At 69.4% G+C, this 26,515-nt stretch carries 22 protein-coding genes; 19 read left to right on the forward strand and 3 right to left on the reverse strand.

Annotation, left to right across the window (positions count from 1 at the left end; all coding sequences use genetic code 11):
* The first annotated feature begins 14 nt into the window (after positions 1-14).
* The 6 genes from GEMRO_RS31645 to GEMRO_RS0124565 all read left to right on the forward strand — a co-directional run bounded on the left by GEMRO_RS31645 (position 15) and on the right by GEMRO_RS0124565 (position 8,026).
* Positions 15-2,348: a transketolase-like TK C-terminal-containing protein gene (locus GEMRO_RS31645; RefSeq protein WP_035485942.1), complete on the forward strand. Its 2,334-nt coding sequence runs from the start codon at positions 15-17 to the stop codon at positions 2,346-2,348.
* A gap of 68 nt (positions 2,349-2,416) precedes the next feature.
* Complete coding sequence (locus tag GEMRO_RS34990; RefSeq protein ID WP_051329443.1) at positions 2,417-3,556, forward strand: SRPBCC family protein; 1,140 nt, start codon at positions 2,417-2,419, stop codon at positions 3,554-3,556.
* Positions 3,557-3,734: 178 nt separating this feature from the next.
* A complete protein-coding gene (locus tag GEMRO_RS0124550) occupies positions 3,735-4,208 on the forward strand; it encodes a (2Fe-2S)-binding protein (protein WP_027136134.1) in 474 nt (157 codons plus the stop codon).
* An 89-nt stretch (positions 4,209-4,297) separates the two neighbouring features.
* Entirely contained in the window at positions 4,298-6,664 is a 2,367-nt protein-coding gene (locus GEMRO_RS0124555) for a xanthine dehydrogenase family protein molybdopterin-binding subunit (RefSeq protein ID WP_027136135.1), read from the forward strand.
* A gap of 20 nt (positions 6,665-6,684) precedes the next feature.
* Positions 6,685-7,479, forward strand: a complete 795-nt coding sequence (locus GEMRO_RS0124560; RefSeq protein ID WP_027136136.1) for an FAD binding domain-containing protein — start codon at positions 6,685-6,687, stop codon at positions 7,477-7,479.
* Positions 7,480-7,609: 130 nt separating this feature from the next.
* Entirely contained in the window at positions 7,610-8,026 is a 417-nt protein-coding gene (locus GEMRO_RS0124565) for a hypothetical protein (protein ID WP_157505732.1), read from the forward strand.
* A gap of 25 nt (positions 8,027-8,051) precedes the next feature.
* Here the strand turns inward: GEMRO_RS0124565 and GEMRO_RS0124570 are convergent, their stop codons facing one another.
* Positions 8,052-8,984, reverse strand: coding sequence for a hypothetical protein (locus GEMRO_RS0124570; protein WP_027136138.1), 933 nt, complete (start codon positions 8,982-8,984; stop codon positions 8,052-8,054).
* Positions 8,985-9,305: 321 nt separating this feature from the next.
* Here GEMRO_RS0124570 and GEMRO_RS0124575 point away from each other — a divergent pair, with 321 nt between their 5' ends.
* The gene (locus tag GEMRO_RS0124575; protein WP_027136139.1) at positions 9,306-9,755 is read left to right on the forward strand and encodes a hypothetical protein; all 450 of its coding nucleotides are present in this window, start codon (positions 9,306-9,308) and stop codon (positions 9,753-9,755) included.
* Between the two features lie 13 nt (positions 9,756-9,768).
* On the opposite strand, the gene GEMRO_RS31655 is transcribed toward GEMRO_RS0124575, so the two are convergent.
* On the reverse strand, positions 9,769-10,029 hold the full coding sequence (locus GEMRO_RS31655) for a DUF4170 domain-containing protein (protein ID WP_205625077.1): 261 nt from the start codon (positions 10,027-10,029) through the stop codon (positions 9,769-9,771).
* A 35-nt stretch (positions 10,030-10,064) separates the two neighbouring features.
* Complete coding sequence (aceA, locus tag GEMRO_RS0124585; protein ID WP_027136140.1) at positions 10,065-11,354, reverse strand: isocitrate lyase; 1,290 nt, start codon at positions 11,352-11,354, stop codon at positions 10,065-10,067.
* Between the two features lie 163 nt (positions 11,355-11,517).
* Between aceA and GEMRO_RS0124590 the strand changes: the two genes are divergently transcribed.
* The 12 genes from GEMRO_RS0124590 (at position 11,518) to GEMRO_RS31665 (ending at position 26,459) form a co-directional block, all read left to right on the forward strand.
* Positions 11,518-12,963, forward strand: coding sequence for a helix-turn-helix domain-containing protein (locus GEMRO_RS0124590; protein ID WP_027136141.1), 1,446 nt, complete (start codon positions 11,518-11,520; stop codon positions 12,961-12,963).
* A 164-nt stretch (positions 12,964-13,127) separates the two neighbouring features.
* Positions 13,128-13,556: an OsmC family protein gene (locus GEMRO_RS0124595; RefSeq protein ID WP_027136142.1), complete on the forward strand. Its 429-nt coding sequence runs from the start codon at positions 13,128-13,130 to the stop codon at positions 13,554-13,556.
* Between the two features lie 125 nt (positions 13,557-13,681).
* On the forward strand, positions 13,682-14,602 hold the full coding sequence (locus tag GEMRO_RS0124600) for an AAA family ATPase (protein ID WP_027136143.1): 921 nt from the start codon (positions 13,682-13,684) through the stop codon (positions 14,600-14,602).
* Between the two features lies 1 nt (position 14,603).
* Positions 14,604-15,896, forward strand: coding sequence for a vWA domain-containing protein (locus tag GEMRO_RS0124605; RefSeq protein WP_084507548.1), 1,293 nt, complete (start codon positions 14,604-14,606; stop codon positions 15,894-15,896).
* On the forward strand, positions 15,893-16,213 hold the full coding sequence (locus tag GEMRO_RS0124610) for an XdhC family protein (RefSeq protein ID WP_035485946.1): 321 nt from the start codon (positions 15,893-15,895) through the stop codon (positions 16,211-16,213). Before GEMRO_RS0124605 ends, GEMRO_RS0124610 begins: the two co-directional genes overlap by 4 nt.
* A complete protein-coding gene (locus tag GEMRO_RS0124615; protein WP_027136146.1) occupies positions 16,210-16,908 on the forward strand; it encodes an XdhC family protein in 699 nt (232 codons plus the stop codon). Before GEMRO_RS0124610 ends, GEMRO_RS0124615 begins: the two co-directional genes overlap by 4 nt.
* A gap of 140 nt (positions 16,909-17,048) precedes the next feature.
* A complete protein-coding gene (locus GEMRO_RS31660; RefSeq protein WP_035485948.1) occupies positions 17,049-17,651 on the forward strand; it encodes an HXXEE domain-containing protein in 603 nt (200 codons plus the stop codon).
* A gap of 155 nt (positions 17,652-17,806) precedes the next feature.
* Complete coding sequence (locus tag GEMRO_RS0124625; RefSeq protein ID WP_027136147.1) at positions 17,807-20,131, forward strand: xanthine dehydrogenase family protein molybdopterin-binding subunit; 2,325 nt, start codon at positions 17,807-17,809, stop codon at positions 20,129-20,131.
* Between the two features lie 123 nt (positions 20,132-20,254).
* Positions 20,255-21,889: an NTP transferase domain-containing protein gene (locus GEMRO_RS0124630; RefSeq protein ID WP_027136148.1), complete on the forward strand. Its 1,635-nt coding sequence runs from the start codon at positions 20,255-20,257 to the stop codon at positions 21,887-21,889.
* Positions 21,886-23,091 carry an aminotransferase class V-fold PLP-dependent enzyme gene (locus GEMRO_RS0124635; RefSeq protein ID WP_027136149.1) on the forward strand — a complete coding sequence of 402 codons (1,206 nt, stop codon included), beginning with the start codon at positions 21,886-21,888 and terminating at the stop codon, positions 23,089-23,091. The genes GEMRO_RS0124630 and GEMRO_RS0124635 overlap by 4 nt, the downstream gene beginning before the upstream one ends.
* The gene (locus GEMRO_RS0124640; protein ID WP_027136150.1) at positions 23,088-23,501 is read left to right on the forward strand and encodes an iron-sulfur cluster assembly scaffold protein; all 414 of its coding nucleotides are present in this window, start codon (positions 23,088-23,090) and stop codon (positions 23,499-23,501) included. The genes GEMRO_RS0124635 and GEMRO_RS0124640 overlap by 4 nt, the downstream gene beginning before the upstream one ends.
* Before the next feature lie 198 nt (positions 23,502-23,699).
* Positions 23,700-26,459, forward strand: coding sequence for a cation-transporting P-type ATPase (locus GEMRO_RS31665; protein WP_051329444.1), 2,760 nt, complete (start codon positions 23,700-23,702; stop codon positions 26,457-26,459).
* Positions 26,460-26,515 lie beyond the last annotated feature (56 nt).

The following is a 26,515-nucleotide window of genomic DNA, read 5'->3' on the forward strand; positions in this document are numbered from 1 at the left end:
AACAGGGAGTAGCGATGATCGACGCGGGTACCGTTCGGCGGCTGGAGGCCATCGAGAAGAAGCTGCTCTGGCTGTCGTCCTGGACGATCCACCACGCCAACCATCTCCGCCCGTCGCGCGACAAGCTCAAGGTCGGCGGCCACCAGGCCTCCTGCGCCTCCTGCGCCACCCTGCTCACCGCCCTGTTCTTCCACACCATGCGCGGCGCCGACCGGATCGCGGTGAAGCCGCACGCCTCGCCGATCATGCACGCCGCGCTCTACCTGATGGGTCTGGAATCGCGCGAGCGGCTGGAGCGGTTCCGGGCGCTGCACGGCGCCCAGGCCTATCCGTCGCGCACCAAGGACGTGCCGGTGGTCGACTTCTCCACCGGCTCGGTGGGCCTGGGCGCCGCGGTCACCCTGTTCGCCTCCTTGACCCAGGACCTCCTGCGCCAGCGGAAGCTGGTCTCCGACCAGGAGCCGGCCGGCCGGATGATCGCCGTGGTCGGCGACGCCGAGCTCGACGAGGGCAACGTGTTCGAGGCCCTGCTCGAGGGCTGGAAATACGACGTCCGCAATGTCTGGTGGGTGATCGACTACAACCGCCAGTCGCTGGACCGGGTCGTGCCGGAAAAGCTGTTCAGCAAGATTGAAGGCTTCTTCGACGAGGTCGGCTGGGAAGTCGTCACCATCAAGTACGGCAAGAAGCTGCAGGCGGCATTCGCGGAGCCGGGCGGCGAGGTGCTGCGCCGCTGGATCGACGACTGCCCGAACGACCTCTATGCCGCCCTCACCTTCAAGGGCGGCTCGGCCTGGCGCCAGCAGCTCCAGTCCACCGCCGGCGACGACCCCTACGTCAAGGCGCTCCTGGAGCGGCTGGGCGACGAGGACCTCGCCCAGCTGATGACCAACCTGGGCGGCCACGACGTCGAGGCGGTGCTGGACGCCTTCGACGCGGTGAAGGACGACCGGCCGCGCTGCTTCATCGCCTACACGGTGAAAGGCTGGGGCCTGCCGTTCGCCGGGCACAAGGACAACCATTCCGGCCTGATGACGCCCGATCAGGTCGACAGCCTGCGCGAGCAGATGGGGGTGCCCGCCGGCGAGGAATGGCAGCCCTATGCTGGCCTCGCCGACCTGCGGGACGAGCTGGAGGCCTTTGTCGAGCAGGTGCCGTTCCGGCAGCGCACCTTCCGCCACGTGGCGCCCACGGTCGAGGTGCCGGACAGCCTGGGCCAGGTCAGCATCGGTGCTGCCGCCTCGACCCAGGAAGTGTTCGGCAAGCTGATGGCCGAGCTCGGCAAGAGCGACAGCGAGCTGGCCGCCCGCCTGGTGACGACCTCGCCCGACGTGGCGGTCTCGACCTCGCTGGGCGCCTGGGTCAGCCGGCGCGGCGTGTTCCATGGCACCGCGCACGAGGACATCTTCCGCGAGCACAAGGTCGCCTCGCCGACCCGCTGGCAGTCCTCGCCGACCGGCCAGCACATGGAGCTGGGCATCGCCGAGAACAATCTGTTCCTGATGCTGGCGGCGCTGGGCCTCGCCCACGACACGTTCGGCGCGCGGCTCCTGCCGGTCGGCACCCTCTACGACCCGTTCATCTGCCGCGGCCTCGATGCGCTGAACTATGCCTGCTACCAGGACGCCCGCTTCCTCCTGGTGGCGACACCCTCCGGGGTGACGCTGGCGCCGGAGGGCGGCGCCCACCAGTCGATCGCCACCCCGCTGATCGGCATGGGCCAGCCCGGGCTCACCTATTTCGAGCCGGCGTTCGCCGACGAGCTGGCGCCCCTGATGCGCCACGCCTTCCAGCACATGCAGGCCGACAACGGCGGCTCGGTCTATCTGCGCCTCTCGACCCGGCAGATCCCGCAGGCCCGGCGACCGTTGGACGAGGCGGCGCTGCTGGCCGGCGCCTACTGGCTGGCAGCACCCGCCGAGGGCGCGGAGCTCGCGATCGTGGCCCAGGGTGCGGTGCTGCCCGAGGCCATGGACGCCCATGCCGAGCTGGCCGAGGACGTGCCGGGGCTGGGGCTGCTGGTGGTGACCTCGCCCGACCGGCTGATCCAGGACTGGCGGGCCAACGGCCAGGCCTCCCACGTGGCCCGGCTCCTGGCGCCGCTTGCCGGCGACGCCGGGCTGGTCACCGTGCTGGACGGCCATCCGACCACGCTCGCCTGGCTGGGTGCGGTGCGCGGCCACCAGGTGGAGACGCTGGGCGTCGACCGGTTCGGCCAGTCCGCGGACATCCCGGATCTCTACGCCGTCCACGGCCTGGACTCCCTGGCGATCGTGGATGCGGCCGCCCGCGCCCTGGTCGGCCGGTTGTCCAGAACCGAGAACGTGAATATTGGAACCCCTCGATAAGCTTGCCTGTTTTCGGTGCCTGGGGCACCCGTGCCCGGGGCCGTGATTAAACAAAAGGAACGCTGTACATGGACATGACCGGCGAGTACCGGATCCCGGCTCCGCGTCAGATCGTCTGGGAGGCGTTGAACGATCCCGAGACGCTCAAGGCGTCGATCGTGGGCTGCGACGAACTCAACCGCACCGGCCCGAACAGCTTCGAGGCCAAGGTCACCGCCAAGGTCGGCCCGGTGAAGGCCAAGTTCGGCGGCAAGGTCAATCTCGAGGACCTGGATCCGCCGAACGGCTACCGGATCGTCGGCGAAGGCTCCGGCGGCGCTGCCGGCTTCGCCAAGGGCGGCGCCAAGGTCGACCTGATCGACGAGGGCGCGGAAACCATCCTGCGCTACGAAGCCAAGGCCGATGTCGGCGGCAAGCTGGCCCAGATCGGCTCGCGCCTGATCGCCGGCACCGCCAAGAAGATGGCCGACGACTTCTTCAGCCGCTTCTCGCAGATCGTGAGCGAGCGCGCCGCCAAGAGCGGTGCTGCCACCGCGCCGGCCGGAGCGACCGCCGCCGCGGCAGCGCCGGTCGCGTCGACGGCGGCCCCGCCGGCGGCGGCCGCCGTGGGCGGGCCGGTGGTGGAGACCCCGGCCGAGCCGGCCGGCACCGCGGTGCCGCGCAGCGACGCGTCCAAGGAGCGTCCCACCGAGGACGCCGCCACCGCCGACGTGGTCACCCCGCCCCCGGCGGTCGGCCACCCGCCGCCGCATGTCGCCGACGAGCTGGCCGCCTCGGCCGCCGATGGCGGGCGGGTCGAATCGGTGCCGTCCGAGCCGTCGCCCCCGCCCCATGCCGGCGGCATGCCGGCAGCGGCGGCCGTGGATGGCGGCACCGCCGTGGACCACAACGCCGGCTACGAGCCCGGCCGGATCACCGCAGCGCCGGTGACCGCCCCGCCGGGCCCGGTGCCGGGCGGTCCTGAGCCGGTGGAGACGCCGACCGTGGACGAGCCGGCCCACACCTCCGCCCGCATCCAGGCGGCGCCGGAGCCGTCGGCGGTCACCCCGCCGCCGCCGGTGGGCACCTCGACCGGTGCTCCGGGCGGCAGCCCGCGCACCGCCACCGGCGCGAAGGCGCCCGCGGCCACGGCCAAGGGCGGGCTCCCCTGGACCTGGATCATCGCGGCGATCGTCGTCCTGCTGATCCTGCTGTTCCTGCTCACCTGACTTGGGAAAGGGCCATCGCTGCGTTGACGCTGCGGTGGCCTTTCAATAGCTTCCGCCGAAAGGCAGCATGGTTCCAGGCGTGGACGACACGTCCGTTCGGCCTGCTCCTGGCGCTATCGTGCCGTCACGAGATATCGAGGCAGGGCCCGCGCCGACCAGGCGGGCCAGGGAGAGGTTGATGACCAGCGTAACGATGACCGTCAACGGCAAGGCGGTTACGAAGGATATCGAGCCGCGCATGCTGCTCTCGACCTTCCTTCGCGAAGAACTCGGCCTCACCGGTACCCATGTCGGCTGCGACACCTCCCAGTGCGGCTGCTGCGTCGTCCATGCCGACGGCGATTCGGTCAAGGCCTGCACGGCGCTGGCGGTCCAGTTCGACGGCGCGTCGGTGACCACCATCGAGGGCCTGGCGCAGAACGGCACCCTGCACCCGATGCAGGAGGCCTTCCGCGACAATCACGGCCTGCAGTGCGGCTTCTGCACCACCGGCATGATCATGTCGTCGGTGGACCTGGTGAAGAAGGCCAAGGAGCAGGGCATCACGATCGACGAGCACTATGTGCGCGAAGGTCTGGAGGGCAACATCTGCCGCTGCACCGGCTACCACAACATCGTCAAGGCGGTCCTGGCCGGCGCCCAGTCGATGTGACCTGGACCGCACGCACGGGCCGCACGGCCCGTGCCGCAGAATAATCAGAAGCGGCCATGTGACCTCGCGATCAGGGGGCGGAAAACCAAATGGCGACGAACGGAATCGGTACACCGGTGAAGCGCAAGGAAGACCTGCGCTTCATCACCGGCAGCGGCCGCTACACCGACGACATCCACGTGCCGAACCAGGCCTATGCCTGCTTCGTGCGCAGCCCGCATGCCCATGCCACGATCGGCGCGATCGACACCTCCGCCGCCGCGGCGATGCCGGGCGTGCTCGGCATCTTCACCGGCGAGGACGTCGCGGCCGACGGCCTGGGCGGCCTGATCTGCGGCTGGATGGTCAAGTCCAAGGACGGCTCGCCGATGAAGGCCGGGCCGCACCCGATCCTGGCCCACGGCAAGGCCCGCTATGTCGGCGACCATGTCGCGGTGGTGGTCGCCGAGACCTTCGAGCAGGCGCGCGACGCCGCCGAGGCGATCACGGTGGACTACGGCGTGCTGCCGGCCGCCGTGGACGTCGCCAAGGCCCATGACAGCGGCGTCGACATCCACGCCGACATCCCCAACAACCTGGTCTATGACTGGGAGATCGGCGACAAGGCCGCCACCGACGCCGCGTTCGCGCAGGCTGCCCACGTCACCCGGGTCGACCTGGTCAACAACCGGCTGGTCCCGAACCCGATGGAGCCGCGCGCGGCGATCGGCCATTACGAGTTCGGCACCGACAGCTTCACCCTCTACACCACCAGCCAGAACCCGCACGTCGCCCGGCTGGTGATCTCCGCCTTCGTCGGCATCGCACCCGAGCACAAGCTCACCGTGGTCGCCCCGGACGTGGGCGGCGGGTTCGGCTCGAAGATCTTCATCTATGCCGAGGAGTGCGTGGCGCTCTGGGCGTCCAGGAAGCTGCGCCGCCCGGTGAAGTGGACCTCGGATAGGACCGAGGCGTTCCTGTCGGACGCCCATGGCCGCGACCATGTCTCGGTCGCCGAGATGGCGATGGACCAGAACGGCAACTTCCTGGCGCTGCGGGTCAACACCAAGGCGAACATGGGTGCCTACCTGAGCACCTTCGCCTCCTGCATCCCGACCTATCTCTACGCGACGCTGCTCGCCGGCCAGTACAAGACCCCGGCGATCTATTGCGACGTGCAGGCCTACTACACCAACACCGCCCCGGTGGACGCCTATCGCGGTGCCGGCCGGCCGGAAGCCACCTACCTGATCGAGACCCTGGTCGAGGAGTGCGGCAAGGAGATGGGGCTGGACCCGGCGGAGATCCGCCGGCGCAACTTCATCCCCAAGGACGCCTTCCCCTACCAGACCCCGGTGGCGCTGCAGTACGACACCGGCGACTACGAGCCCTGCCTGGACAAGGCGCTGGAGCTGGCCGACTACGCCGGCTTCCCCGCCCGCCGGAGCCAGTCCGAGGCCAAGGGCAAGCTGCGCGGCATCGGCTTCTCCGCCTATATCGAGGCCTGCGGCATCGCCCCTTCGGCGGTGATCGGCTCGCTCGGTGCCGGCGTGGGCCTGTGGGAAAGCGCCAAGGTCCGCTTCAGCCATACCGGCAAGGTGCAGGTGCTGACCGGCACGCACAGCCACGGCCAGGGCCACGAGACCACCTTCGCCCAGGTCGTCGCCGAGAAGCTCGGCGTGGCCTACGAGGACGTCGACGTGATCCACGGCGACACGTCGAAGACCACGGTCGGCATGGGCACCTACGGCTCGCGTTCGCTGGCGGTCGGCGGCGAGGCGCTGGTGAAGGCCTGCGACAAGATCGTGGCCAAGGGCAAGAAGATCGCCGCCCATCTCCTGGAAGCCGCCGAGCAGGACATCGTGTTCCAGGACGGCAACTTCTCGGTGGCCGGCACCGACAAGTCCAAGTCGATCGGCGAGATCGTGTTCGCGGCGCTGGTCCCGCACAACTATCCGGCCGGCCTCGAACCCGGCATGGAAGAGACCGCCTACTACGACCCGGCCAACTTCACCTATCCGTCCGGCGTCTATATCTGCGAGGTCGAGGTCGACCCGGACAGCGGCGTCACCGAGATCCAGAGCTTCACCGCGGTCGACGATTTCGGCAACGTGGTGAACCCGATGATCGTCGAGGGCCAGGTCCATGGCGGGCTTGCCCAGGGCATCGGCCAGGCGCTGTTCGAGAACGCGGTCTACGACGAGAGCGGCCAGCTCCTGTCGGCGTCCTACATGGACTACACCATGCCGCGTGCCGACGACCTGCCCTCCTTCGTCGTCCACACGACCGCCGGGACCGCCTGCACCCACAACTCCCTGGGGGTGAAGGGCTGCGGCGAGGCCGGCGCCATCGGCTCGCCGCCGGCGGTGATGAACGCGATCGCGGATGCGATCGGAACGCGCGTCTCGATGCCGGCCACGCCGGAGAAGGTCTGGCGCGCGTTGCAGAAAACCAACCTGGCCAAAGCGGCCGAGTGAACACGAGAGAGAGCTGAGAGATGTACGCTTTCGGATATCATCGGCCCGGGTCGGTCGCGGATGCGGTGAAGCTCCTGGCCGACAATCCGGACGCCAAGCTGCTCGCCGGCGGCCAGACCTTCATCCCGACCCTCAAGCAGCGTCTGGCGCAGCCGTCCGACGTGATCGACCTCGGCGGCATCGCCGAGCTCAAGGGGATCAGGGCCGAGGGCGACAACGTCGTCATCGGCGCGATGGTCAAGCATGGCGAGGTGGCCCGCGACGCGACCGTGAAGTCGATGATCCCGGCGCTGGCCGACATGGCCAGCGTGATCGGCGACACCCAGGTCCGCAACCGCGGCACGATTGGCGGCTCGGTCAGCAACAACGATCCGGCTTCCGACTACCCGGGCGCGGTGGTCGGGCTTGGCGCCACCATCACCACCGACCGGCGCACCATCGCCGGCGAGGACTTCTTCACCGGCCTGTTCGAGACTGCCCTGGAAGAGGGCGAGATCCTGACCTCGATCAGCTTCCCCAAGCCGATCGCGGCGGCCTATGAGAAGTTCCGCAACCCGGCCTCGCGCTACGCCATGGTCGGGGTGTTCGTCGCCAAGACCGCGTCCGGCGTCCGGGTCGCGGTCACCGGCGCCGGCCCCTGCGTGTTCCGCCTGCCGGAGTTCGAGCAGGCGCTCTCCTCGAACTTCTCGGCCTCGGCGATCGAGAACCTGACCGTGGATGCCAGCGAGCTGAACTCGGACATCCATGCTTCGGCCGAGTATCGGGCCCACCTGATCAAGGTCGTCGCCAAGCGGGCACTCGCCAAGGCGAAGTGATCCCGGGCGGACAAGCCTGGTTCGACATGGAAAGGGCTCCTCGTGGGGCCCTTTCTTTTTGACTTGGACCTTGTAGATCCCCCGAAGGATGTGGTTCCTTCCGGACCAGGAAGTTTCCGGGATCCTGGCAATGATACGCTTCTTGTCTTTGGGCGCCGCCCTGTTGCTGCTCAGTGCCTGTGGGCCGGAATACAAGACGTTCTACTCGTTCAGCCCGCCGCCCCAGTCGGTGGAAGCGACCCAGTGCCTGCAGAACTGCGAGATCCAGCAGCAGCAGTGCAGGCTGCTCGAGGACACCCGCTTCACCGCCTGCCGCAGCGAGGCCCGCGCCGACCGGCTGCAGTGCGAGGCCGACGGCAACGCCCAGTACCAGGCCTGCCTCGCCAAGAACCCGGACAAGCCGAAGAACTGCTACAAGCCGTACTGCATGGAGAACCAGTGCACCAACGAGCGGGGCAGCTGCGAGGAGAGCTACCGCACCTGCTACAGCTCCTGCGGCGGCACCGTCACCTCGCGCACCGAATGCGTGTCGGGCTGCGACCAGTAGCGGGACAGGACGGCGGCCCCGCCCGTCAGGTGACCGGATCGAGCTGCAGCCAGATCGGGTCGAACAGGCCGGCAACCCGGCTCATGTCCTGGGCGGAAACCTGATCCATGGCGCCTTGCGGCCCCCCGCGCAGGAACAGCTGCAGCTCCTGCTCCACCTGGTCGGGCTGCGGGACCGACAGGCCAAGCGCTTCCAGGTCCGCCACGATCGGCTCGTCGGGTCCGAGGTAGCAGTTGCCGTCCTCGACCTCCCGGCCCGGTGCCGGGACCCGGATCATCACGATCCGGCTCACCGTCGGCTGCGGCTCCGGGCCGATCAGGGACGCCCCGGCCACATGGCCCAGCAGCATGCTCACCGGGGGCGCCGGGCGGAACATCGAGAAGAACAGCGGCAGCTCGCCGTCCTCGTGCAGCAGGTTGAAGAACAGCAGGGGACCGCTTTCATAGGTGCTGCCCTGCATCCTGGTCTGCATGCCCTGCAGCCGTTCGCTGTAGGTCACCTGCGGCCGGTTCAGCTTCCTGGGCTGGTCGATCAGCAGCGTCCCCCGGATCAGCTTGCCCAGGTAATAGCGCGACCAGGCCGGGCTGTAGGCGGCATAGGCCCCCTGCAGCTGCCCGCGCAGGCCGAGCGGCGAATGACGGTCCTGCCCGTTGGCGGCGCCGAGAAAGGCCGCCGCCTGCTGGCTCACCCGCTCCGGCGACGCGGAAAAGCGCCCCGCGACCACCTCCAGGAACTCCTCCGAGGTGCTCTCCTGCAGCCACTCCACCGGATGCGGCAGGCCTAGGAGTTCCAGCCATTCGCCATAGAGCTTGGGGTCGCGCGGCTGGGCGCGGCCCTGCAGCCATTTATAGGAACGATCGACGTCGAAACTGGTCCCAGGATTGGCCTCGTGGAACGCGCGCGCCAGATGCTTGCGGGTCGCACAGTCGAGTACCACGGCCGTGATTGCGAACTTCATGGCGAGATCCACAGCCATCTCCGCCCCCATCGCCCAAGCATTTGCCTCCGGCGGTGAGTGCCTCGCCCGCACGACACCGAAACCGGAGAGTCCTCAACTGGACTGGCCGCATTTCCATGACCAGCACGTCCCTATAGCCCAAACGATCCGGACGTCCCATTTGTATTCGCGCCTTTTAACATTTCTTAGAGGACGTGAGCAAACGATTGCCAGAGATAGCCAAGGTCTGGAGCCGGACCCGGCATCGGGCTCGACGGGGCTGCGGGATGACGCGATCATCGGGCAAGACGTTGAACCTATCCCTGCCCGGACCCGCCCGCCATGCGCGCCATCGTCCTGTCGGCCCTGATCGTCCTGGCCGGGTGCGGGCCGCGCTTCGAGACCCGCTACAGCTACACGGCACCGCCGGAGTCACCGCAGAGCCGCCAGTGCCTGCAGGGTTGCGAATGGCAGCGCCAGCAATGCCTGGCCCTGGCCGACAACCGCTTCGCGCTGTGCGAAACGGAGGCGCGCTACGAGGTCTATGAGTGCCGGGCCGAGGCGCGCTACCGCTACGAGCGCTGCCTCAGCCGCAACCCGGACCAGCCGGAGAACTGCCACTACCAGCAGCTGTTCTGCCAGCGGCCGGTCTGCTGGCGCGACGACCGGCAGTGCGGGGAGCTGTACCGGTCCTGCTACGCGGCCTGCGGGGGGACGGTGGAGGCCGAGACCTATTGCGTCGCCAACTGCGACGAGGTGCCGGCGTCGCCGGCACCCCTCGCCTCGCCTTGAGTTTCCCGCTGGATCAGTGGCCCATGCCCATCGCGGCCCGACCGAACGGGCCGGCATCGACCACGGGTGCCCGCGGCGGCGGCTCGTGGGCGATGACGTAGCGATGATGGGCGTTGCAGCGGGTCGATTCGGCCAGCCGCCGCCACTCGCCGAGCGCCCGGTCATAGGACGGGAACGGCCCCGCCAGGGACTGGGTGCCATCCACCAGGCGCTGGAAGCTGACATCGTCGTACTCGGCGCCGATGATCCAGAACTTGCTGCTGGACGTGGTCATGATCGTCGCTCCTTGAAAACGCTGGGGGCTGTGGCTCAGGCTGCGGGCTGGAACTGGGCGGCCTCGGTGGACTCCCCGAGCGCCGTGGTCGACGACTTGCCGCCGGAGATCGCCAGGCTGACCTGGTCGAAATAGCCGGTGCCGACCTCGCGCTGGTGCCGGGTGGCGGTGTAGCCGTCGCTCTCCGCGGCGAACTCGGCCTCCTGCAGCTCGACATAGGCCGACATCTGCCGCTCGCGGTAGCCGCGGGCCAGGTCGAAGGTGGCGTAGTTCAGGCTGTGGAAGCCGGCCAGGGTGATGAACTGGAACTTGTAGCCCATCGCCCCCAGCTCGCGCTGGAACTTCGCGATGGTCGCGTCGTCGAGCTTGGCCGACCAGTTGAAGCTGGGCGAGCAGTTGTAGGCCAGCATCTTGCCGGGGAACTCCCGGTGGATGGCTTCCGCGAACCGGCGGGCCTGGCCCAGGTCGGGGGTGGAGGTCTCCATCCAGAGCAGGTCGGCATAGGGCGCGAACGCCAGGCCGCGGGCGATGCAGTACTCCATGCGGTTGCCGGGCAGGATCGGGTGGAAGCCCTCGTCGGTGCGGGTGGCGCGGTCGATGAACGGGTGGTCGCGCTCGTCGATGTCGGCGGTGATCAGCTTGGCGCTCTCGGCGTCGGTGCGCGCGATCAGCACGGTCGGCACGTCCATCACGTCGGCGGCCAGCCGGGCCGCGTTCAGCGTGCGCACGAAGCTGCGCATCGGCACCAGCACCTTGCCGCCCAGGTGGCCGCACTTCTTCTCGGAAGCGAGCTGGTCCTCGAAATGGACCCCGGCGGCGCCCGCCTCGATCATCGCCTTCATCAGCTCGAAGGCGTTGAGCGGGCCGCCGAACCCGGCCTCGGCATCGGCCACGATCGGCGCGAACCAGTGGCGCTTCGCCCCGCCCTCGGCATGCTCGATCTGGTCGGCGCGCTGGAGGGTGCGGTTGATCTTGCGCACCACCTCGGGGACCGAGTTGGCCGGGTAGAGGCTCTGGTCCGGGTACATCGCACCGGCGGTGTTAGCGTCGGCCGCCACCTGCCAGCCGGACAGGTAGATCGCGTCCAGCCCGGCGCGGACCATCTGCATCGCCTGGTTGCCGTTGGTGGCGCCGAACGTGTTCACGAAGTCGCGCTCGTGCAGCAGGCTCCAGAGCCGCTCGGCGCCCAGCCGCGCCAGGGTCTGCTCGACAAGAACCGAGCCGCGCAGCCGGGCAACGTCCGCGTCGCGGTAGTCGCGGCGGATTCCGTTGAAGCGCCCGGTGGCGGACGAACGGTGCTCGGGCATGGAGGCGTCCCTGGTCATTTGTAAATCCTTTACATCCCGTCCCGATGCATTGCATGGGTTAGCCAGAATGTTCGCCATCCGGATCGATCGGGCAACCGGCTTTGTGGCAGTGATCGAGCATGGTTGTGAAATCTCGGCGGCTCATTTTGTAAATCTGTAAACATTTGGGAGGAGATGGGAGTTGAGCCGCAAGCGCATGTTGGGCCACAAGATCCGCCGCCTGCGCCGCGACCGCGTGCTGACGCAGGCGCAGCTCGCCCAGCAGCTCGCGATCTCGACCAGCTATCTGAACCTGATCGAGAGCAACCAGCGCGCGGTCACGGTCGAGATCCTGCTCAAGATCGGCGCGATCTTCGACGTCGACCTGTCCAGCTTCGCCGAGGACGAGGGCGAGCGCCTGCTCAGCGGGCTGACCGAGGTGTTCGGCGATCCCTTGTTCACCCAGGCCGGGCGCGCCGGCAGCGCGCTCGCCCGCCAGGACCTGGTCGACCTTGCCACCCAGGCGCCCGCCGCCGCGGAAGCGGTGATCGCCCTCTACCGCTCCTATGCCGAGGCCAGCGAGACGCTGCGGCTGCTCTCCGAGCAGGACGCCCGGCCGGACGGGCCGATGCGCGCCCACTCGCCCTTCGACGAGATCACCGACTGGGCCCAGGGGCGCGAGCATCATTTCGCCGAGCTGGAGGAGGCCGCCGACGAGATCTGGCAGGTCGGCGAGATCGAGGACGGCGACCCGCTGCGCGGCCTGACCCGCTATGTCGAGCAGCAGCTGGGCCTGAAGGTGAAGGTGATGCCGGTCGAGGTGATGGGGGCCGTGCGCCGCCGCCACGACCGCCACAGCCGCCGGATCCTGCTCTCCGAGATGCTGCCGGTGCCGAGCCGGATCTTCCAGCTGGCGGTGCAGATCGCCCTGCTGCGCTACCGCCCGCTCCTGGACGAGATGGTCGCCCGCACCGGCCTGACCGGCCCGGACACCGCCAGGCTCGGCCGGATCTTCTTCGCCAACTACCTGGCCGGCGCGGTGATGATGCCCTACGACCGCTTCTGGCGCTCGGCCACGGCACTTCGCTACGACATCGAGCTGCTGCAGAGCCGCTTTTGCGCCAGCTTCGAGCAGGTCTGCGTGCGCCTGACCACCCTGCAGCGGCCGGGTGCGAAGGGTGTGCCGTTCGTGCTGATCCGCGGCGACAAGGCCGGCAACGTCTCCAAGCGCTTAGGGGGCGCCCACACGGCCTTCGCCCGCCAGGGTGGTGCGTGCCCGCGCTGGAACCTCTACGACGCGTTTCGCGCGCCTGGAAAGATCCTGGTCCAGGTCTCCGAGATGCCGGACGGGATGCGCTGGTTCAGCATCGCCCGGCTGGTGACCAAACCCGGCGTCGGCTTCCGCACGCCTGGCAAGAGCTTCGCCCTGGCGCTGGCCTGCGACGTCGCCCATGCCGCGAGCCTGGTCTATGCCGACGGGATCAACTTCCGTTCCGACGACGCCGCCGTGCCGATCGGCCTGCATTGCCGCCTGTGCGAGCGGCTGGACTGCGACCAGCGCGCCTTCCCGCCGATCAATCACCGGATCATCGTCGACGAGAACCTGCGCGGGCCGAACACCTATCTGTTCGAGGCGCTGGGCAACTGAGCCTGCCCGGCGCCGGGCGGGGGAACCCTGGCCCGGTGGCGGCGCTTCTGCCAGCGGACGTCCCGCCAGACCGGCGGGGCGGCGGCGCGCGCAGTTGGCCGGTCAGGCCGGCTTGGACGGGAACACCCGCCGCGGCGCCACACAGATCCAGAGGAGCTTCCATCATGAGCACCACCAGTGGTTCGGCCGTCTGGCAGGGCGGGATCAAGGACGGCAAGGGGTCCATCTCGACCAAGAGCGGCGCGCTCGACAGCGCCCCTTACGGCTTTGGCAGCCGCTTCGAGGGCAAGTCCGGCACCAATCCTGAAGAACTGATCGGCGCCGCCCATGCCGGCTGCTTCAGCATGGCGCTGTCCAAGATGCTGGGCGATGCCGGCTTCACCGCCGACCAGATCAACACCCAGGCCGACGTGACCCTGGACAAGCAGGGCGAGGGCTTCGCGATCACCAAGGTCCACCTGACCCTCAAGGCCAAGGTCCCCGGCATCGACCAGGCCAAGTTCCAGGAGATCGCGGGCCAGGCCAAGGCCGGCTGCCCGGTCTCCAAGGTCCTCAACGCCGAAATCAGCCTGGACGCATCGCTGGCCGGCTGAGCTTTCGTGGGCAGCGCCGGCCCGGCCCTGCCCACGTCGCCCCGCCCGGGAAGCGGCTGGAACGCTGGTGGAATTGCTCTATCCTCCAGCACCAGTCACGTCTGCTCACCCTCCACGAGATCCCGATGCCCCAGCCGTTGCCCTCGTCCGTCGACGCCACCGTCGACCTGCTCCGCCATGGCTCCTATGTCGCCGACCGCGCGCTCTCGACCTCCCTGTACCTGGCGCTCAAGCTCGGCCGGCCGCTGTTCCTCGAGGGCGAGGCGGGCGTGGGCAAGACCGAGATCGCCAAGGTCCTATCCGAGACGCTGGGACGCAAGCTGGTCCGCCTGCAGTGCTACGAGGGCCTGGACGTGGCGTCCGCGGTCTATGAGTGGAACTATGCCCGGCAGATGCTGGAGATCCGCCTGGCCGAGGCGTCCGGCGACACCGACCGCGGCAGCCTCGCCAAGGACATCTTCTCCTCGGAGTTCCTGATCCGCCGCCCGCTGCTCCAGGCCCTGGAGCCGGACGTGAACGGCGCCCCGGTGCTGCTGATCGACGAGCTGGACCGCACCGACGAGCCGTTCGAGGCCTACCTCCTGGAGGTGCTCTCCGACTTCCAGGTCAGCATCCCCGAGCTCGGCACGATCCGGGCCGACCAGCCGCCGATCGTGATCATCACCTCCAACCGCACCCGCGAGATCCACGACGCGCTCAAGCGCCGCTGCTTCTACCACTGGGTCGACTACCCGAATGCCGCCCGCGAGGTCGAGATCGTCCGTACCCGGATGCCGGACGTCGAGCGGAACTTGAGCGAGCAGATCGTGGCGTTCGTCCAGAAGCTGCGCCAGCAGGACCTGTTCAAGCTGCCGGGCGTGGCCGAGACCCTGGACTGGACCCGCGCGCTCAACACGCTGGACTGCATGGAGCTGACCCCGGAGGTCATCAACGACACGCTGGGCACCCTCCTGAAGTACCAGGACGACATCCAGCGCATCCAGGGCAGCGAGGCCGCCAAGCTCCTGGCCGAGGTCAACATGGCGACCCGCCCGGGCCCGCGCTGACATGGCGGACACGGTAGCGCCGCCCAGGGGCGCGCCCGAGGTGGACGTGTTCGAGACCACCGGCACGCCCGGCCGCCTGGCGCTCAACATCATGCATTTCGCCCGCACCCTGCGCGGCGCCGGCCTGCCGGTGGGCCCGGGCCACGTGCTGCGCGCGATGGAGGCGGTGCGCACCGTGGGCGTGGGCCGCCGCGACGACTTCTACTGGGCGCTGTTCTCGGTGTTCGTGGCGAGGCGCGAGCACCAGGCCCTGTTCGACCAGGCCTTCCACATCTTCTGGAAGGACCCGAAGCTGCTCGACCGGCTGATGCAGCTCCTGCTGCCGGCCATGCGCAGCGAGGACGGCAACAAGCACACCCAGGCTCCCAACCGCCGTCTGGCGGAAGCCCTGGCGCCGGAGCGCCTGCCGGGCATGGGCGAGGACGAGCAGGAAGAGCTGACCGAGGAGGTCGAGCTCGACATGGCGATGACCTGGTCGGACAAGGAACTGCTGCAGAAGAAGGACTTCGAGCAGATGTCCGCGGCCGAGCTGGAGGATGCCAAGCGCGAGATCGCGAGGCTGCGCCTGCCGATCGTCGACATCCCCACCCGAAGGTTCCGCGCCGACCCCTACGGGTCGCGCGTCGACATGCGCAAGACGCTGCGCGACAGCCTGCGCGGCGGCGGCGCCACCATCGACCTCGCCCGCAAGGAGCGGGTCCGCCGCCACCCGCCGCTGGTGATCCTGTGCGACATCTCCGGCAGCATGGCGCGCTACTCGCGCATGCTGCTCCTGTTCATGCACGCGATCACCAACGACCGCGACCGGGTCCACAGCTTCCTGTTCGGCACTAGGCTCACCAACGTGACCCGGGCGCTGCGCTCGCGCGACGTGGACGTGGCCTTGGACAAGATCGGCAAGCTGGTCGACGACTGGGAGGGCGGGACCCGGATCGGCCACACCCTGCAGGCCTTCAACCGGCAATGGTCGCGCCGGGTGCTGGGCCAGGGCGCCATGGTGCTGCTGATCACCGACGGGCTGGACCGCGATGCCGGCGACGGGCTCGACGAGGAGATGGAGCGGCTGCACAAGTCCTGCCGCCGCCTGATCTGGTTGAACCCCTTGTTGCGGTTCGACGGCTACGAGCCCATCTCGAAGGGTGCCCAGGCGATGATCCGGCACGTGGACGAGCTGCGCTCGGTCCACAACCTGTCCAGCCTGAAGCAGCTGGCCGAGGTGTTGTCCCACGAGGGCAAGCGCCGGCCGGAAAGTGTGGATGCCTGGGTGCGACGCGCCCGTAAGGAGGCGGCATGATCGCCGACGAGAATCTCTTGGAGCTGGCCCGCGACTGGAAGCAGTCGGGCAGGAAGGTGGCGCTGGCCACCGTGGTCTCCACCTGGGGCAGCTCGCCCCGCCCGGCCGGCAGCCAGCTGGTGGTCGACGAGACCGGCGCCATGATGGGCTCGGTCTCGGGCGGCTGCATCGAGGGTGCCGTGGTGCGCGAGGCGATGGACGTCATGCAGGGCGCCCCGCCGAAGCTGCTCGATTTCGGCGTCACCAACGAGCAGGCCTGGGAAGTGGGCCTGGCCTGCGGCGGCAAGGTCGAGGTCTGGGTCGAGGCGGTGGAATGAAGCTCTCGCTCCTGGAGAAGCTGGAAGCCGCCCGCAAGCAGAAGCGCCAGGTCTGCCTGGTCCGCCTCCTGGCCCAGGGCGGCGTCGAGGCCCTCGTGGTCGACGGCGCCCAGGCCGACGGCCCGCCGCTCGCCGACGATGTGCTGGAAGCGGCCCGCGCCGCCCTGCGCGAGGACCGTTCCAGGACCGTCGAGACCAGCGCCGGCCGGGCCTTCCTGCAGGTCTTCAACCCGCCCTTGCGCATGATCATCGTGGGCGCTGTCCACATCACCCAGTCCCTGGCGCCGATGGCGGAGCTGGCCGGCTACGAGGTCACCGTGGTCGACCCGCGCCGCGCGTTCGCCACCGATGCCCGCTTCCCCAACACCAAAGTCAGCCAGGACTGGCCGGACGAGGCCCTGGAAGCCCTGGCCCCGGACCGCCGCACCGCGGTGGTAGCATTGGTCCACGACCCCAAGCTGGACGACCCGGCCCTGGACGTGGCGCTGCGCTCCGAGGCGTTCTACATCGCGGCCCTGGGCTCCAGGAAGAACGCCGCCGCCCGCCAGGAACGCCTGCAGGCCCTTGGCCACGACCCCGCCACCACCGCCCGGGTCCGCGGCCCGGCTGGCCTGCCGATCGGCGCGGTCAGCCCGGCCGAGATCGCGATCTCGGTCCTGGCCGAATGCACGAGGGTGCTGCGCCAGGGGCACTGAGCCGCAGCACCCCGGCTGCGGTGCCGTTGTCCGCGGCTCTTGCGCAGCCGGGACGTTGGAGATCCGCCCGGTTGGCCCCGCCATCTGCCCGTGGTGGGGCTGCGGGTGTGCCGTGCACGGGAAAGGACTGCGACCGGGACATGATAAGGTGGCTGGAACAGCATTGGGTTGCGGGCGCCGGCTTCATGGCTGCCGGATTTTTGTGTCTTGTCCCTTTCCTGATGACATTCCTGCCGGTGGGCTTTCTTCTGCTGTACTTGCACACGCCCGGTTACATGATCCATCAGGTGGAGGAGCATCAAGGTGACCGGTTCCGGCGCTTCGTGAACGAGCGGATGTTCAAAGGCCTGGAGGCTCTCCGCACCGTTGACGTTCTGGTCGTCAATCTGCCGCTCGTGTGGGGGCTCAACCTCGGTTCGCTTTATGCAGCCGTCATCTGGGGGACCGGGTATGGCCTGGCTGCCCCCTATGCCATGCTGATCAACGCGATCACCCATGTGGCGGCGGCCGTGCGGTTGAAGCGCTACAATCCAGGCGTCGTGAGTTCTGTTCTGGTTTTCACCCCGCTGAGCATCACGACGATATGGACCGCCGCTCATCTGCCGGACGTGACCATCTCTCAGCACCTCGCTGCCCTTGGCCTCGCCGCCGCCATCCATGCCCTGATCCTTGCCCAGGCTGTTCGACAGTACCGCCGGCAGCAGGCGGCGCACTCGGATCGAGGCTGCGTTTCGGAAGCCTGATCGGTTCCCGACCTTCCCGGGGAAGTCGGCCGCTACGGCTTCCTGCCGGGTCCAGCGGCTTTTTGCGGGTTGTCGCAATCCATCGTCAGACTAGAATCGTACTGAAAGCCTGAGTATGTCGGGCGCAGCGCCGCTTTGAATGGCAGGGGATAGGCATGGCTAAGTTCGGTTTCGGGCAATCGGTGAAGCGCGTCGAAGACGTCCGCCTCATCAAGGGTGAGGGCCGCTACACCGTCGATGTCAGCATCCCCGGTCAGGCTGTCGGCTTTGTTCTGCGCTCGCCGGTCGCGCATGCGACCATCACCTCCATCGACACCAGCGCCGCCGAGAGCGCGCCGGGCGTGCTGGCGGTCATCACCGGCAAGGAGTTGGCCGCGGCCGGCGCCAACAACCTGCCCTGCCTCGTGCCGATGAAGAACGTCGACGGTACCGACCGGGCCGATCCGGGCCGCCCGATCCTGGCGGTCGACAAGGTCCGCCATGTCGGCGACCAGGTCGCCTTCGTGGTCGCCGAGACCATCGAGCAGGCCAAGGACGCGGCCGACCTGATCATGGTCGACTACGACACCAAGCCGGCCGTGGCCGACATGCTCAAGGCGATCGAGCCGGGCGCGCCGCTGGTCCACGACAGCACCAGCTCCAACTTGTGCTTCGACTGGATGCACGGCGATGCCGGCGCCACCGACCAGGCGTTCGCGTCGGCCGCCAAGACCGTCAAGATCGACCTGATCAACAACAAGGTCATCGCGAACTCGATGGAGCCGCGCGCCTGCGTGGCGGAGTGGGATGCCGCCGAGGGCAAGCTCACCATGCATGCCGGCACCCAGGGCGGCTGGATGTTCCAGGACATGCTGGCCGAGCAGGTCCTCAAGCTGCCGAAAGACAAGGTCCGGGTGATCACGCCGGACGTCGGCGGCGGCTTCGGCATGAAGGGCTTCTTCTACACCGAGTACGCCATGGCCGCCTGGGCCGCGCGCAAGACCGGCCGCCCGGTCGCCTGGATCTCCGAGCGCGCCGAGGGCTTCCTGTCAGACGTGATGGGCCGCGACCACGTCACCACGGCCGAGCTGGCGTTCGACGCCAACAACAAGGTCCAGGCGATGCGCGTGACCGTGCATGCCGGCATGGGCGCGTACCTGTCGATGTTCGCGCCGTTCATCCCGACCTATGCCGCGCTGAAGGTCCTGCCCGGCGTCTACGACATCAAGGCGCTGACCTACCGGGTGAAGGGCATCTTCACCCACACCACCCCGGTGGACGCCTATCGCGGCGCCGGCCGCCCGGAATCGATCTACTGCGTCGAGCGCCTGATGGACGCCGCGGCTCGCCAGTTCGGCGTGGACCCGGTGGAGCTGCGCAAGCTGAACTACATCAAGCCCGAGCAGATGCCGTACACCACGCCCGCCGGCGAGACCTACGACACCGGCGAGTTCGCCAAGGTCACCGACATGACCATGGCCAAGCACGGCTATGACGGGTTCGCCTCGCGCAAGGCGCAGAGCGAGGCCAAGGGCCTGCTGCGCGGCCTGGGCCTCGCCTACTACATCGAATCCACCATGGGTAACCCCGAGGAAGCCGCGGCGATCAAGTTCGTCGACGACGGCACCGTCGAGGTCTGGGTCGGCACCCAGACCAACGGCCAGGGCCACGAGACCGCCTACGCCCAGGTGTTCGCCGACGCGCTCGGCATCGACATGGAGAACATCCGGGTCAAGCAGGGCGACACCGACGTGGTGAAGTTCGGCGGCGGCACCGGCGGCTCCCGTTCGCTCACCGCGCAGGGCGTGGCGATCCGCGCCGGCGCCCGCGAGGTGATCAAGAAGGGCATCGAGGCTGCCGCCTCCCATTTCGAGACCGCGGCCGCCGACATCTCCTACGAGGACGGCACCTTCAAGGTCGCCGGCACCGACAAGCAGATCGACCTGTTCACCCTGGCCAAGACCGTCCGGTCCAGCGGCGTCAACATCGACGGCCTGAACGCCGACGTGAAGATCAAGCTGGACGCCTGGACCTTCCCGAACGGCTGCCACATCGCCGAGGTCGAGGTCGACCCGGACACCGGCGTCACCAAGGTCGACCGCTACACGGTGATCGACGATTTCGGCAAGGTGCTGAACCCGATGCTGGTTGCCGGCCAGGTCCATGGCGGCGTCGCCCAGGGCATCGGCCAGGCCCTGTTCGAGCAGGTCGTCTATGACGACAGCGCCCAGCTGATCTCCGGCTCGTTCATGGACTACACCATGCCGCGCGCCGACAACCTGCCGAACTTCGACACCGACACCTACGAAGTTCTGTGCAAGAACAACGAGATGGGTGTGAAGGGCTGCGGCGAGGCCGGCTCGGTCGGCGCCTGCGGTGCTGTCATGAACGCGCTGCTCGACGCGCTCTCGCCGCTGGGCGTGGAGCGGGTCGACATGCCGGCCACCCCGGAGACGGTCTGGAAGCTGATCCAGGCTGCGCAGACCAAGAAGGCCGCCTGAACCGTCCGGCTCCGGCCGGCATCGTTCGGGAAATCATCAGGGGGGCGGGATCGGCGACGGTCCCGCCCCTCGCGATTCCGGGCCGGGGTCGCTATATCTGACGGGAAACGACGGACGGGTGCGATGTTCTTCGGAAACATGCCGGTAGCCGGGGCGGAGGGCGCCACCCTCGCCCACGGGGTGCGGTTCGGGAAGACCGGCTTCAAGAAGGGCCGCCGGCTGGATGCCGCCGACATCGCCCTCCTGCAGGAAGCCGGGATCGAGGAGGTCAGCGCCGTCCGCTTCGACGAGAACGACGTCCAGGAGGATCCGGCCGCCCATGCGCTTGCAACCGCCGTGGCCGGTCCCGGCCTGTCGGTCGCCGAGCCATTCACCGGGCGCAGCAATTTGTTCGCGGAAGAGGCCGGCATCGTGCTGCTCGACGTCGAGCGGCTGCATGCGCTCAACCGGATCGACCCGGACCTGACCATCGCCACCCTGCCGCCGTTTGCCCGGGTCGCCGCCAAGGACATGGTCGCGACGATCAAGGTCATCCCGTTCGCCGCCCCCAAAGACGCGCTGGACCGCTGCCTGGCGCTGGCCGAGGCCGGCCCGCTCCTGCGTCTGGCTCCCTTCACCGGGATGCGCGCCCGGCTGGTGCAGTCGCGCACCTCGGCCACCGCCGAGAAGATGCTCGACAAGACCGTCGAGGTCACCCGCCAGCGCCTCCATTCGGTGGGCGGCGAACTACTGGGCGAGCGCCGCTGCCCGCACACCCGCGACGGCATCGCGGAGGCCGTGCGCGCCAGCCTGGACGAGGGGGCCGACATCGTGCTGGTCGCCGGCGCCTCGGCGGTGACCGACCGCCGCGACGTGCTGCCGGCCGGAATCGAGGCTGCCGGCGGCACGGTCGAGCATGTCGGCATGCCGGTCGATCCCGGCAACCTGCTGGTGTTCGGCCATGACGGCGACACGCCGGTGCTGGGCCTGCCCGGCTGCGCCCGCTCGATCAAGCTGAACGGCTTCGACTGGGTGCTGGAGCGCCTGGCCGCGAAGGTGCCGGTCACCCCGGCCGACATCATGGCGATGGGCGTCGGCGGCCTGCTCTCCGAGATCCCCACCCGGCCGCAGCCGCGCAGCGAGGCCCGCACCACCGGCACCGGCAACGCCTCGATGCGCGCCCCCCGGATCGCCGCCCTGGTCCTGGCCGCCGGCCGCTCCTCGCGGATGGGGCCGGACAACAAGCTGCTGATCCCGCTCTCCGGCAAGCCGCTGGTCCGCCACGTGGTCGACGCTGCCCTGGAATCGTCCTGCGAGCAGGTCGTGGTGGTGACCGGCCACATGCAGGCCGAGGTGACGGCGGTGCTGGCAGGTGTCCCGGTCGTCTCGGTCCACAACCCGGATTTCGCCTCGGGCCTGGCCTCCTCGCTGAAGGCCGGCCTGGCCGCGGTGCCCAAGGATGCCGACGGCGTGATCGTGCTGCTGGGCGACATGCCCAAGGTCGACCGTCGCCTGATCGACCGGATGATCGCCGCCTTCAGCCCGGCCGACGGCCGCTCGATCGTGGTCCCGGTGGTGAACGGCAAGCGCGGCAACCCGGTCCTCTGGGCGGCCCCGTTCATCGAGACGATGCGCCAGCTTGAAGGCGATGTCGGGGCCAAGGCGCTGCTCGGGCAGAACGAGGACCAGCTGGTCGAGATCGCGGTGGACCATGACGGCCCGCTGCTCGACCTGGACACGCCGCAGGCGCTCCAAGCTTATCGGAAAGACCATTCATGAGATCGATCCGCCAGGACTTCCCGGCCTTCGACCGGCTGGAGCGCCCCCTGCACTTTTTGGACAACGCCGCCACCAGCCAGATCTGCCGGCCGGCCCTGGAGGCGCTGCTGGGCTTCGAGACCGAGGATCGCTCCAACGTCAAGCGCGGGGTCTATGCCCGGGCGGAGCGTGCCTCGGCCGCGTTCGACGATGCGCGCAAGTCGGCGGCCGCCTTTCTGAACGCCGCCCGGCCCGAGGAGGTGGTGTTCACCTCCGGCGCCACGCTCGGCCTGAACACCGCCGCCCACATCCTGGAGCACCGCCTGGAGCCGGGCGACGTGATCCTGGTGAGCCTGCTGGAGCATCACAGCAACCTAGTGCCCTGGCAGCTGGCAGCCGAGCGGCGCGGCGCCAGCATGCGCGCGATCCCGGTGACCGATGACGGCCGCCTCGACCTGGACCGGCTCGACGAGCTGGCCAAGGGCGTGAAGATCGTGGCGGTCACCCATGCCTCCAACGTCACCGGCGCCGTCACCGACGTGCAGCGGCTGCGCGCGTTCTGCGACGCCACCGGGGCTCTCCTGGTCCTGGACGGCGCCCAGCGCGCCGCCCACGGTCCCCTGGACGTCCAGGCGCTGGGCTGCGACCTCTATGCCTTCTCCGGCCATAAATGCTTTGGGCCGACCGGGATCGGCGTTCTGTGGGGCCGCTACGACCTGCTGGATTCCGCACCGCCCTTCCTGGGCGGCGGCGAGATGATCCGCCGGGTCAACATCGAGCGCTCGACCTATGCTCCGCCGCCGCACCGCTACGAGGCCGGCACCCCGCCGATCGGCGGGGCCATCGCGCTTGGCGCCGCCCTGCGCTGGGCGATGGCCCAGGACTGGACCGCCCTGGAGGAACAGGAGCGCGAGCTGGCCGGCCGGATGCTGGACGGGCTGGCCGCCATGCCCGGCTGCCGCGTCTATGGCTCCACCGGCACCCAGGCGCGGATCGGGGTGGTGTCGTTCGAGCTGGAGGACGTCCATGCCCACGATGTCTGCCAGCTGATGGACAGCGACCACGGGGTGATGATGCGCGGCGGCCATCACTGCGCGCAGCCCCTGATGGAGCGCTTCGACACCGTCGCCACCGCCCGCGCCTCGCTGGCTCCCTACAACGACGCGGCCGACGTGGCCGCTCTCCTGGACGGCCTCCTGGCCGTGCGCCGGAAGCTCGCATGAACGACGCCCTTTACGACCAGGCGATCATCGCCGAGGCCCGCTCCAAGACCGGCGCCGGCCGCCTGGAGCACCCCACCGTCACCGCCGAGTGCGACAATCCTTTGTGCGGCGACCGGATCACCGTGGCTCTGGGCGTCGAGGACGGCCGGATCGTCGACCTCGCCCACAAGACCCGCGGCTGCCTGCTCACCCAGGCGGCAGCCTCGCTGCTCGCCCGCCATGCCAAGGACGCCGATCCGGCCAAGGCCCGCGAGTTGCGGGATGCGATCGAGGCGTTTTTGAAGGGCGGGGAGGACGAGCGCTTCGCCATCCTGACCCCGGTGCGCAACGCCAAGAGCCGCTGGGACTGCGTCACCCTGCCCTTCCAGGCCCTGGCGGATGCGATCACCGACCTGGAACGGCGCGCCTGACCGGCAGGAGCCGAACCCAGCCTCCCGGGAAGAACACGACCGGCTTGCGCTGCCGCCCGGACTCCGCCTTCCCTGGATGGGGAGAAGGATTCCTGGCCGGACGACGCTAGGGCTGCTTGATCGGGATCAATGCCCGGCAGCGCTGGTCCTGGCAGGGCCTGTCCTCGAGGTGCACCGCCGACGGGAGCAGCAGGCAGGATGGCAAGCGCGCGCGACGAGCAGTTGGAGCGGCCGGACCGGCCAGAGGCTTCGGCCTGGCATGCGCTGCCGGCCGAGGATGTCCTCGGATCCTTCGCAGCGGCGCGCTCCGGACTGTCCAGCGAGGAGGCGCGCCGCCGGCTGGCCGAGCACGGCCCGAACAGCCTGCCCGAGCCCGCCACGCGCCACCCGCTGCTGCGGTTCCTGGCCCAGTTCGACAACGCCCTGATCTACTTCCTGCTGGCGGCGGCGGCGGCGGCGGTGGCGATCGGCCACCATGTCGACGCGGCGGTGATCGTGGCGGTGGTGCTGATCAACGCTTTGGTGGGCTTCGTGCAGGAGGGCCGGGCCGAGGAGGCCCTGGCCGCCATCCGCCAGATGATCTCGCCCCAGGCCACGGTGCTGCGCGAAGGGCGTCGCCGGGCGGTGCCGGTCCACGAGCTGGTGCCGGGCGACATGGCGCTCCTGGAAGCCGGCGACCGGGTGCCGGCCGACCTGCGCCTGGTCCGCGCCCGCGGCCTGCTGGTCGACGAGGCGGCGCTGACCGGTGAATCGGTCGCCGCCGAGAAGGACGAGCGACCGGTCGAGGCCGGCGCCGCGCTGGGCGACCGCCGCTGCATGGTCTATTCCGGGACGCTGGTGCTGGCCGGCCAGGGCAGCGGCGTGGTGGCCGCGACCGGGTCCGCCACCGAGATCGGCCATATCAGCCGGCTGATCGGCTCCGTGCAGCAGCTCACCACCCCCCTGCTGCGCCAGATCGACCATTTCGCCACCCGCTTCACCTGGGTGGCGCTGGTCGGCTCGGCATTGCTGTTCGCCTTCGCGGTGCTGCTGCGCGGCTATCACTGGTCCGAGGCGCTGATGGCGGTGGTCGCGGTGTCGGTGGGCCTGATCCCGGAAGGGCTGCCCGCCGTGATCACCATCACCCTGGCGGTGGGCGTGCGCCGGATGGCGGCGCGCAACGCGGTGGTGCGCCGCCTGCCCGCGGTGGAGACGCTGGGCGCCACCTCGGTGATCTGCTCCGACAAGACCGGGACCCTCACCCGCAACGAGATGACCGCCCGGCAGGTGGTCACCCCGGCCGGCCGGCTCGAGGCTGCGGGCTCCGGCTACGCGCCCGAGGGCGGGCTGGCGGAGGAAGGCGGCGGCAGCGTCGCGGCCTCCCTGCCGCTCCTGCAAAGCTGCGTGCTCTGCAACGATGCCGAACTGCACGAGCAGGCCGGCCAGTGGAGCGTGAACGGCGATCCCATGGAAGGCGCCCTGGTGGCGCTGGCGATGAAGGCCGGGCTCGATCCCGCTGCCCTGCGCCGGGGCTGGCCCAGGCTCGACGAGATCCCATTCGATGCCCAGCACCGCTTCATGGCGACCCTCCACCAGGGCCCGGACGGCGAGATCGCGATCTTCGTCAAGGGCGCGCCCGAGCGCCTGCTCGCCATGGCCGCCCGGCAGGCCGGCCCGGATGGCGGAGAGCAGCCCGTCGACCACCGCTTCTGGACCGAGGCAATCGCTTCGGCAGCCGCCGAGGGCGAGCGGGTCCTGGGCTTCGCCGCCGGCCGGCTGGACAAGGCGCCCGAGCGCCTGGCCTTCGGCGATCTGGACGGCAGCCTGGTCTTTCTGGGGATCGTCGGCTTCATCGACCCGCCGCGCGACGAGGCGCTGGCGGCGATCGCCGAATGCCGCTCGGCCGGGATCGACGTGAAGATGATCACCGGCGACCATGGCGCCACCGCCGGTGCGATCGCCCGGCAACTGGGCCTGGCCGAGGCGCCCGAGGTGGTGACCGGCTCCGCCCTGGACGGCCTGGGCGAGCAGGACCTGCGGGCCCTGGCGAAGCGTGCCGCCGTGTTCGCCCGCACCAGCCCCGAGCACAAGCTGCGGATCGTGCAGGCCCTCCAGCAGGAGGGGCAGGTGGTGGCGATGACCGGCGACGGCGTCAACGACGCCCCCTCGCTCAAGCAGGCCGATGTCGGGGTCGCCATGGGCCGCAAGGGCACCGAGGCCGCCAAGGAAGCCGCCGAGATGGTGCTGCTCGACGACAATTTCGCCTCGATCGTCGCCGCCGTCCACGAGGGCCGCACCGTCTACGACAACATCCAGAAGGTGATCGCCTGGACCCTGCCGACCAATGGCGGCGAGGCCCTGGCGGTGATCGCCGCCATCCTGTTCGGCTTCACCATGCCGATGACCGCGGCACAGATCCTGTGGATCAACCTGGTCACCGCGGTGACCCTGGGCCTGGCCCTGGCGTTCGAGCCGGCCGAGGCAGGGGTGATGGCCCGCCCGCCGCGCCGCGCCGGCGACCCGCTGCTCTCGCCCTTCCTGCTCTGGCGGGTGGTGCTGGTCTCGCTGCTGTTCACCGGCGCGGCGCTGGGCGTGTTCTTCCACGCGCAAAGCCGCGGCTACGACCTGGAGATGGCAAGGACCCTGGTGGTGAACACGCTGGTGGTGCTGGAGATCTTCTACCTGTTCAGCGTCCGCTACCTGAACATGACCTCGATCACCCTGAAGGGGATGCTCGGCACCCGCAGCGTGCTGGTGGCGCTGACGGTGGTGATCCTGGCGCAGCTCGGCTTCACCTACCTGCCGGTGATGCACGCGCTGTTCGACAGCCGCCCGGTGGCAATCGGCGACGGGCTGATGATCCTGGCGCTCGGTGTTGCCCTGCTGCTGGTGCTGGAGGCGGAAAAGGCCGTGCTGCGGCGGGCCGGGGTGATCGGGCGGCGCGGCGGCCGGGTGGTTAGCACGGCCCCTGCCCCGTAGATCGGCCGGGCCGGCTCGGCTAGGTTCGCCCGGGCAGCGGCAAGGGACGGGGCACG

Origin of the sequence: Geminicoccus roseus DSM 18922 (assembly GCF_000427665.1) — a bacterium.
Classification (GTDB): domain Bacteria; phylum Pseudomonadota; class Alphaproteobacteria; order Geminicoccales; family Geminicoccaceae; genus Geminicoccus; species Geminicoccus roseus.

What these genes read in the sequence shown, in the direction of transcription:
- GEMRO_RS31655 (WP_205625077.1), bottom strand. Translation starts at nt 10,029, where the DNA reads ATGACCACGTCCAGCAGCAAGTTCTGGATCATCGGCGCCGAGTACGAC.
- GEMRO_RS0124575 (WP_027136139.1), top strand. Translation starts at nt 9,306, where the DNA reads ATGCGCGCCATCGTCCTGTCGGCCCTGATCGTCCTGGCCGGGTGCGGG.
- GEMRO_RS34990 (WP_051329443.1), top strand. Translation starts at nt 2,417, where the DNA reads ATGGACATGACCGGCGAGTACCGGATCCCGGCTCCGCGTCAGATCGTC.
- GEMRO_RS31665 (WP_051329444.1), top strand. Translation starts at nt 23,700, where the DNA reads ATGGCAAGCGCGCGCGACGAGCAGTTGGAGCGGCCGGACCGGCCAGAG.
- GEMRO_RS0124640 (WP_027136150.1), top strand. Translation starts at nt 23,088, where the DNA reads ATGAACGACGCCCTTTACGACCAGGCGATCATCGCCGAGGCCCGCTCC.
- GEMRO_RS0124595 (WP_027136142.1), top strand. Translation starts at nt 13,128, where the DNA reads ATGAGCACCACCAGTGGTTCGGCCGTCTGGCAGGGCGGGATCAAGGAC.
- GEMRO_RS0124635 (WP_027136149.1), top strand. Translation starts at nt 21,886, where the DNA reads ATGAGATCGATCCGCCAGGACTTCCCGGCCTTCGACCGGCTGGAGCGC.
- GEMRO_RS0124610 (WP_035485946.1), top strand. Translation starts at nt 15,893, where the DNA reads ATGATCGCCGACGAGAATCTCTTGGAGCTGGCCCGCGACTGGAAGCAG.
- GEMRO_RS0124615 (WP_027136146.1), top strand. Translation starts at nt 16,210, where the DNA reads ATGAAGCTCTCGCTCCTGGAGAAGCTGGAAGCCGCCCGCAAGCAGAAG.
- GEMRO_RS0124600 (WP_027136143.1), top strand. Translation starts at nt 13,682, where the DNA reads ATGCCCCAGCCGTTGCCCTCGTCCGTCGACGCCACCGTCGACCTGCTC.
- aceA (WP_027136140.1), bottom strand. Translation starts at nt 11,354, where the DNA reads ATGACCAGGGACGCCTCCATGCCCGAGCACCGTTCGTCCGCCACCGGG.
- GEMRO_RS0124555 (WP_027136135.1), top strand. Translation starts at nt 4,298, where the DNA reads ATGGCGACGAACGGAATCGGTACACCGGTGAAGCGCAAGGAAGACCTG.
- GEMRO_RS0124560 (WP_027136136.1), top strand. Translation starts at nt 6,685, where the DNA reads ATGTACGCTTTCGGATATCATCGGCCCGGGTCGGTCGCGGATGCGGTG.
- GEMRO_RS0124630 (WP_027136148.1), top strand. Translation starts at nt 20,255, where the DNA reads ATGTTCTTCGGAAACATGCCGGTAGCCGGGGCGGAGGGCGCCACCCTC.
- GEMRO_RS31660 (WP_035485948.1), top strand. Translation starts at nt 17,049, where the DNA reads ATGATAAGGTGGCTGGAACAGCATTGGGTTGCGGGCGCCGGCTTCATG.
- GEMRO_RS0124625 (WP_027136147.1), top strand. Translation starts at nt 17,807, where the DNA reads ATGGCTAAGTTCGGTTTCGGGCAATCGGTGAAGCGCGTCGAAGACGTC.
- GEMRO_RS0124565 (WP_157505732.1), top strand. Translation starts at nt 7,610, where the DNA reads ATGATACGCTTCTTGTCTTTGGGCGCCGCCCTGTTGCTGCTCAGTGCC.
- GEMRO_RS0124570 (WP_027136138.1), bottom strand. Translation starts at nt 8,984, where the DNA reads ATGAAGTTCGCAATCACGGCCGTGGTACTCGACTGTGCGACCCGCAAG.
- GEMRO_RS31645 (WP_035485942.1), top strand. Translation starts at nt 15, where the DNA reads ATGATCGACGCGGGTACCGTTCGGCGGCTGGAGGCCATCGAGAAGAAG.
- GEMRO_RS0124605 (WP_084507548.1), top strand. Translation starts at nt 14,604, where the DNA reads ATGGCGGACACGGTAGCGCCGCCCAGGGGCGCGCCCGAGGTGGACGTG.
- GEMRO_RS0124550 (WP_027136134.1), top strand. Translation starts at nt 3,735, where the DNA reads ATGACCAGCGTAACGATGACCGTCAACGGCAAGGCGGTTACGAAGGAT.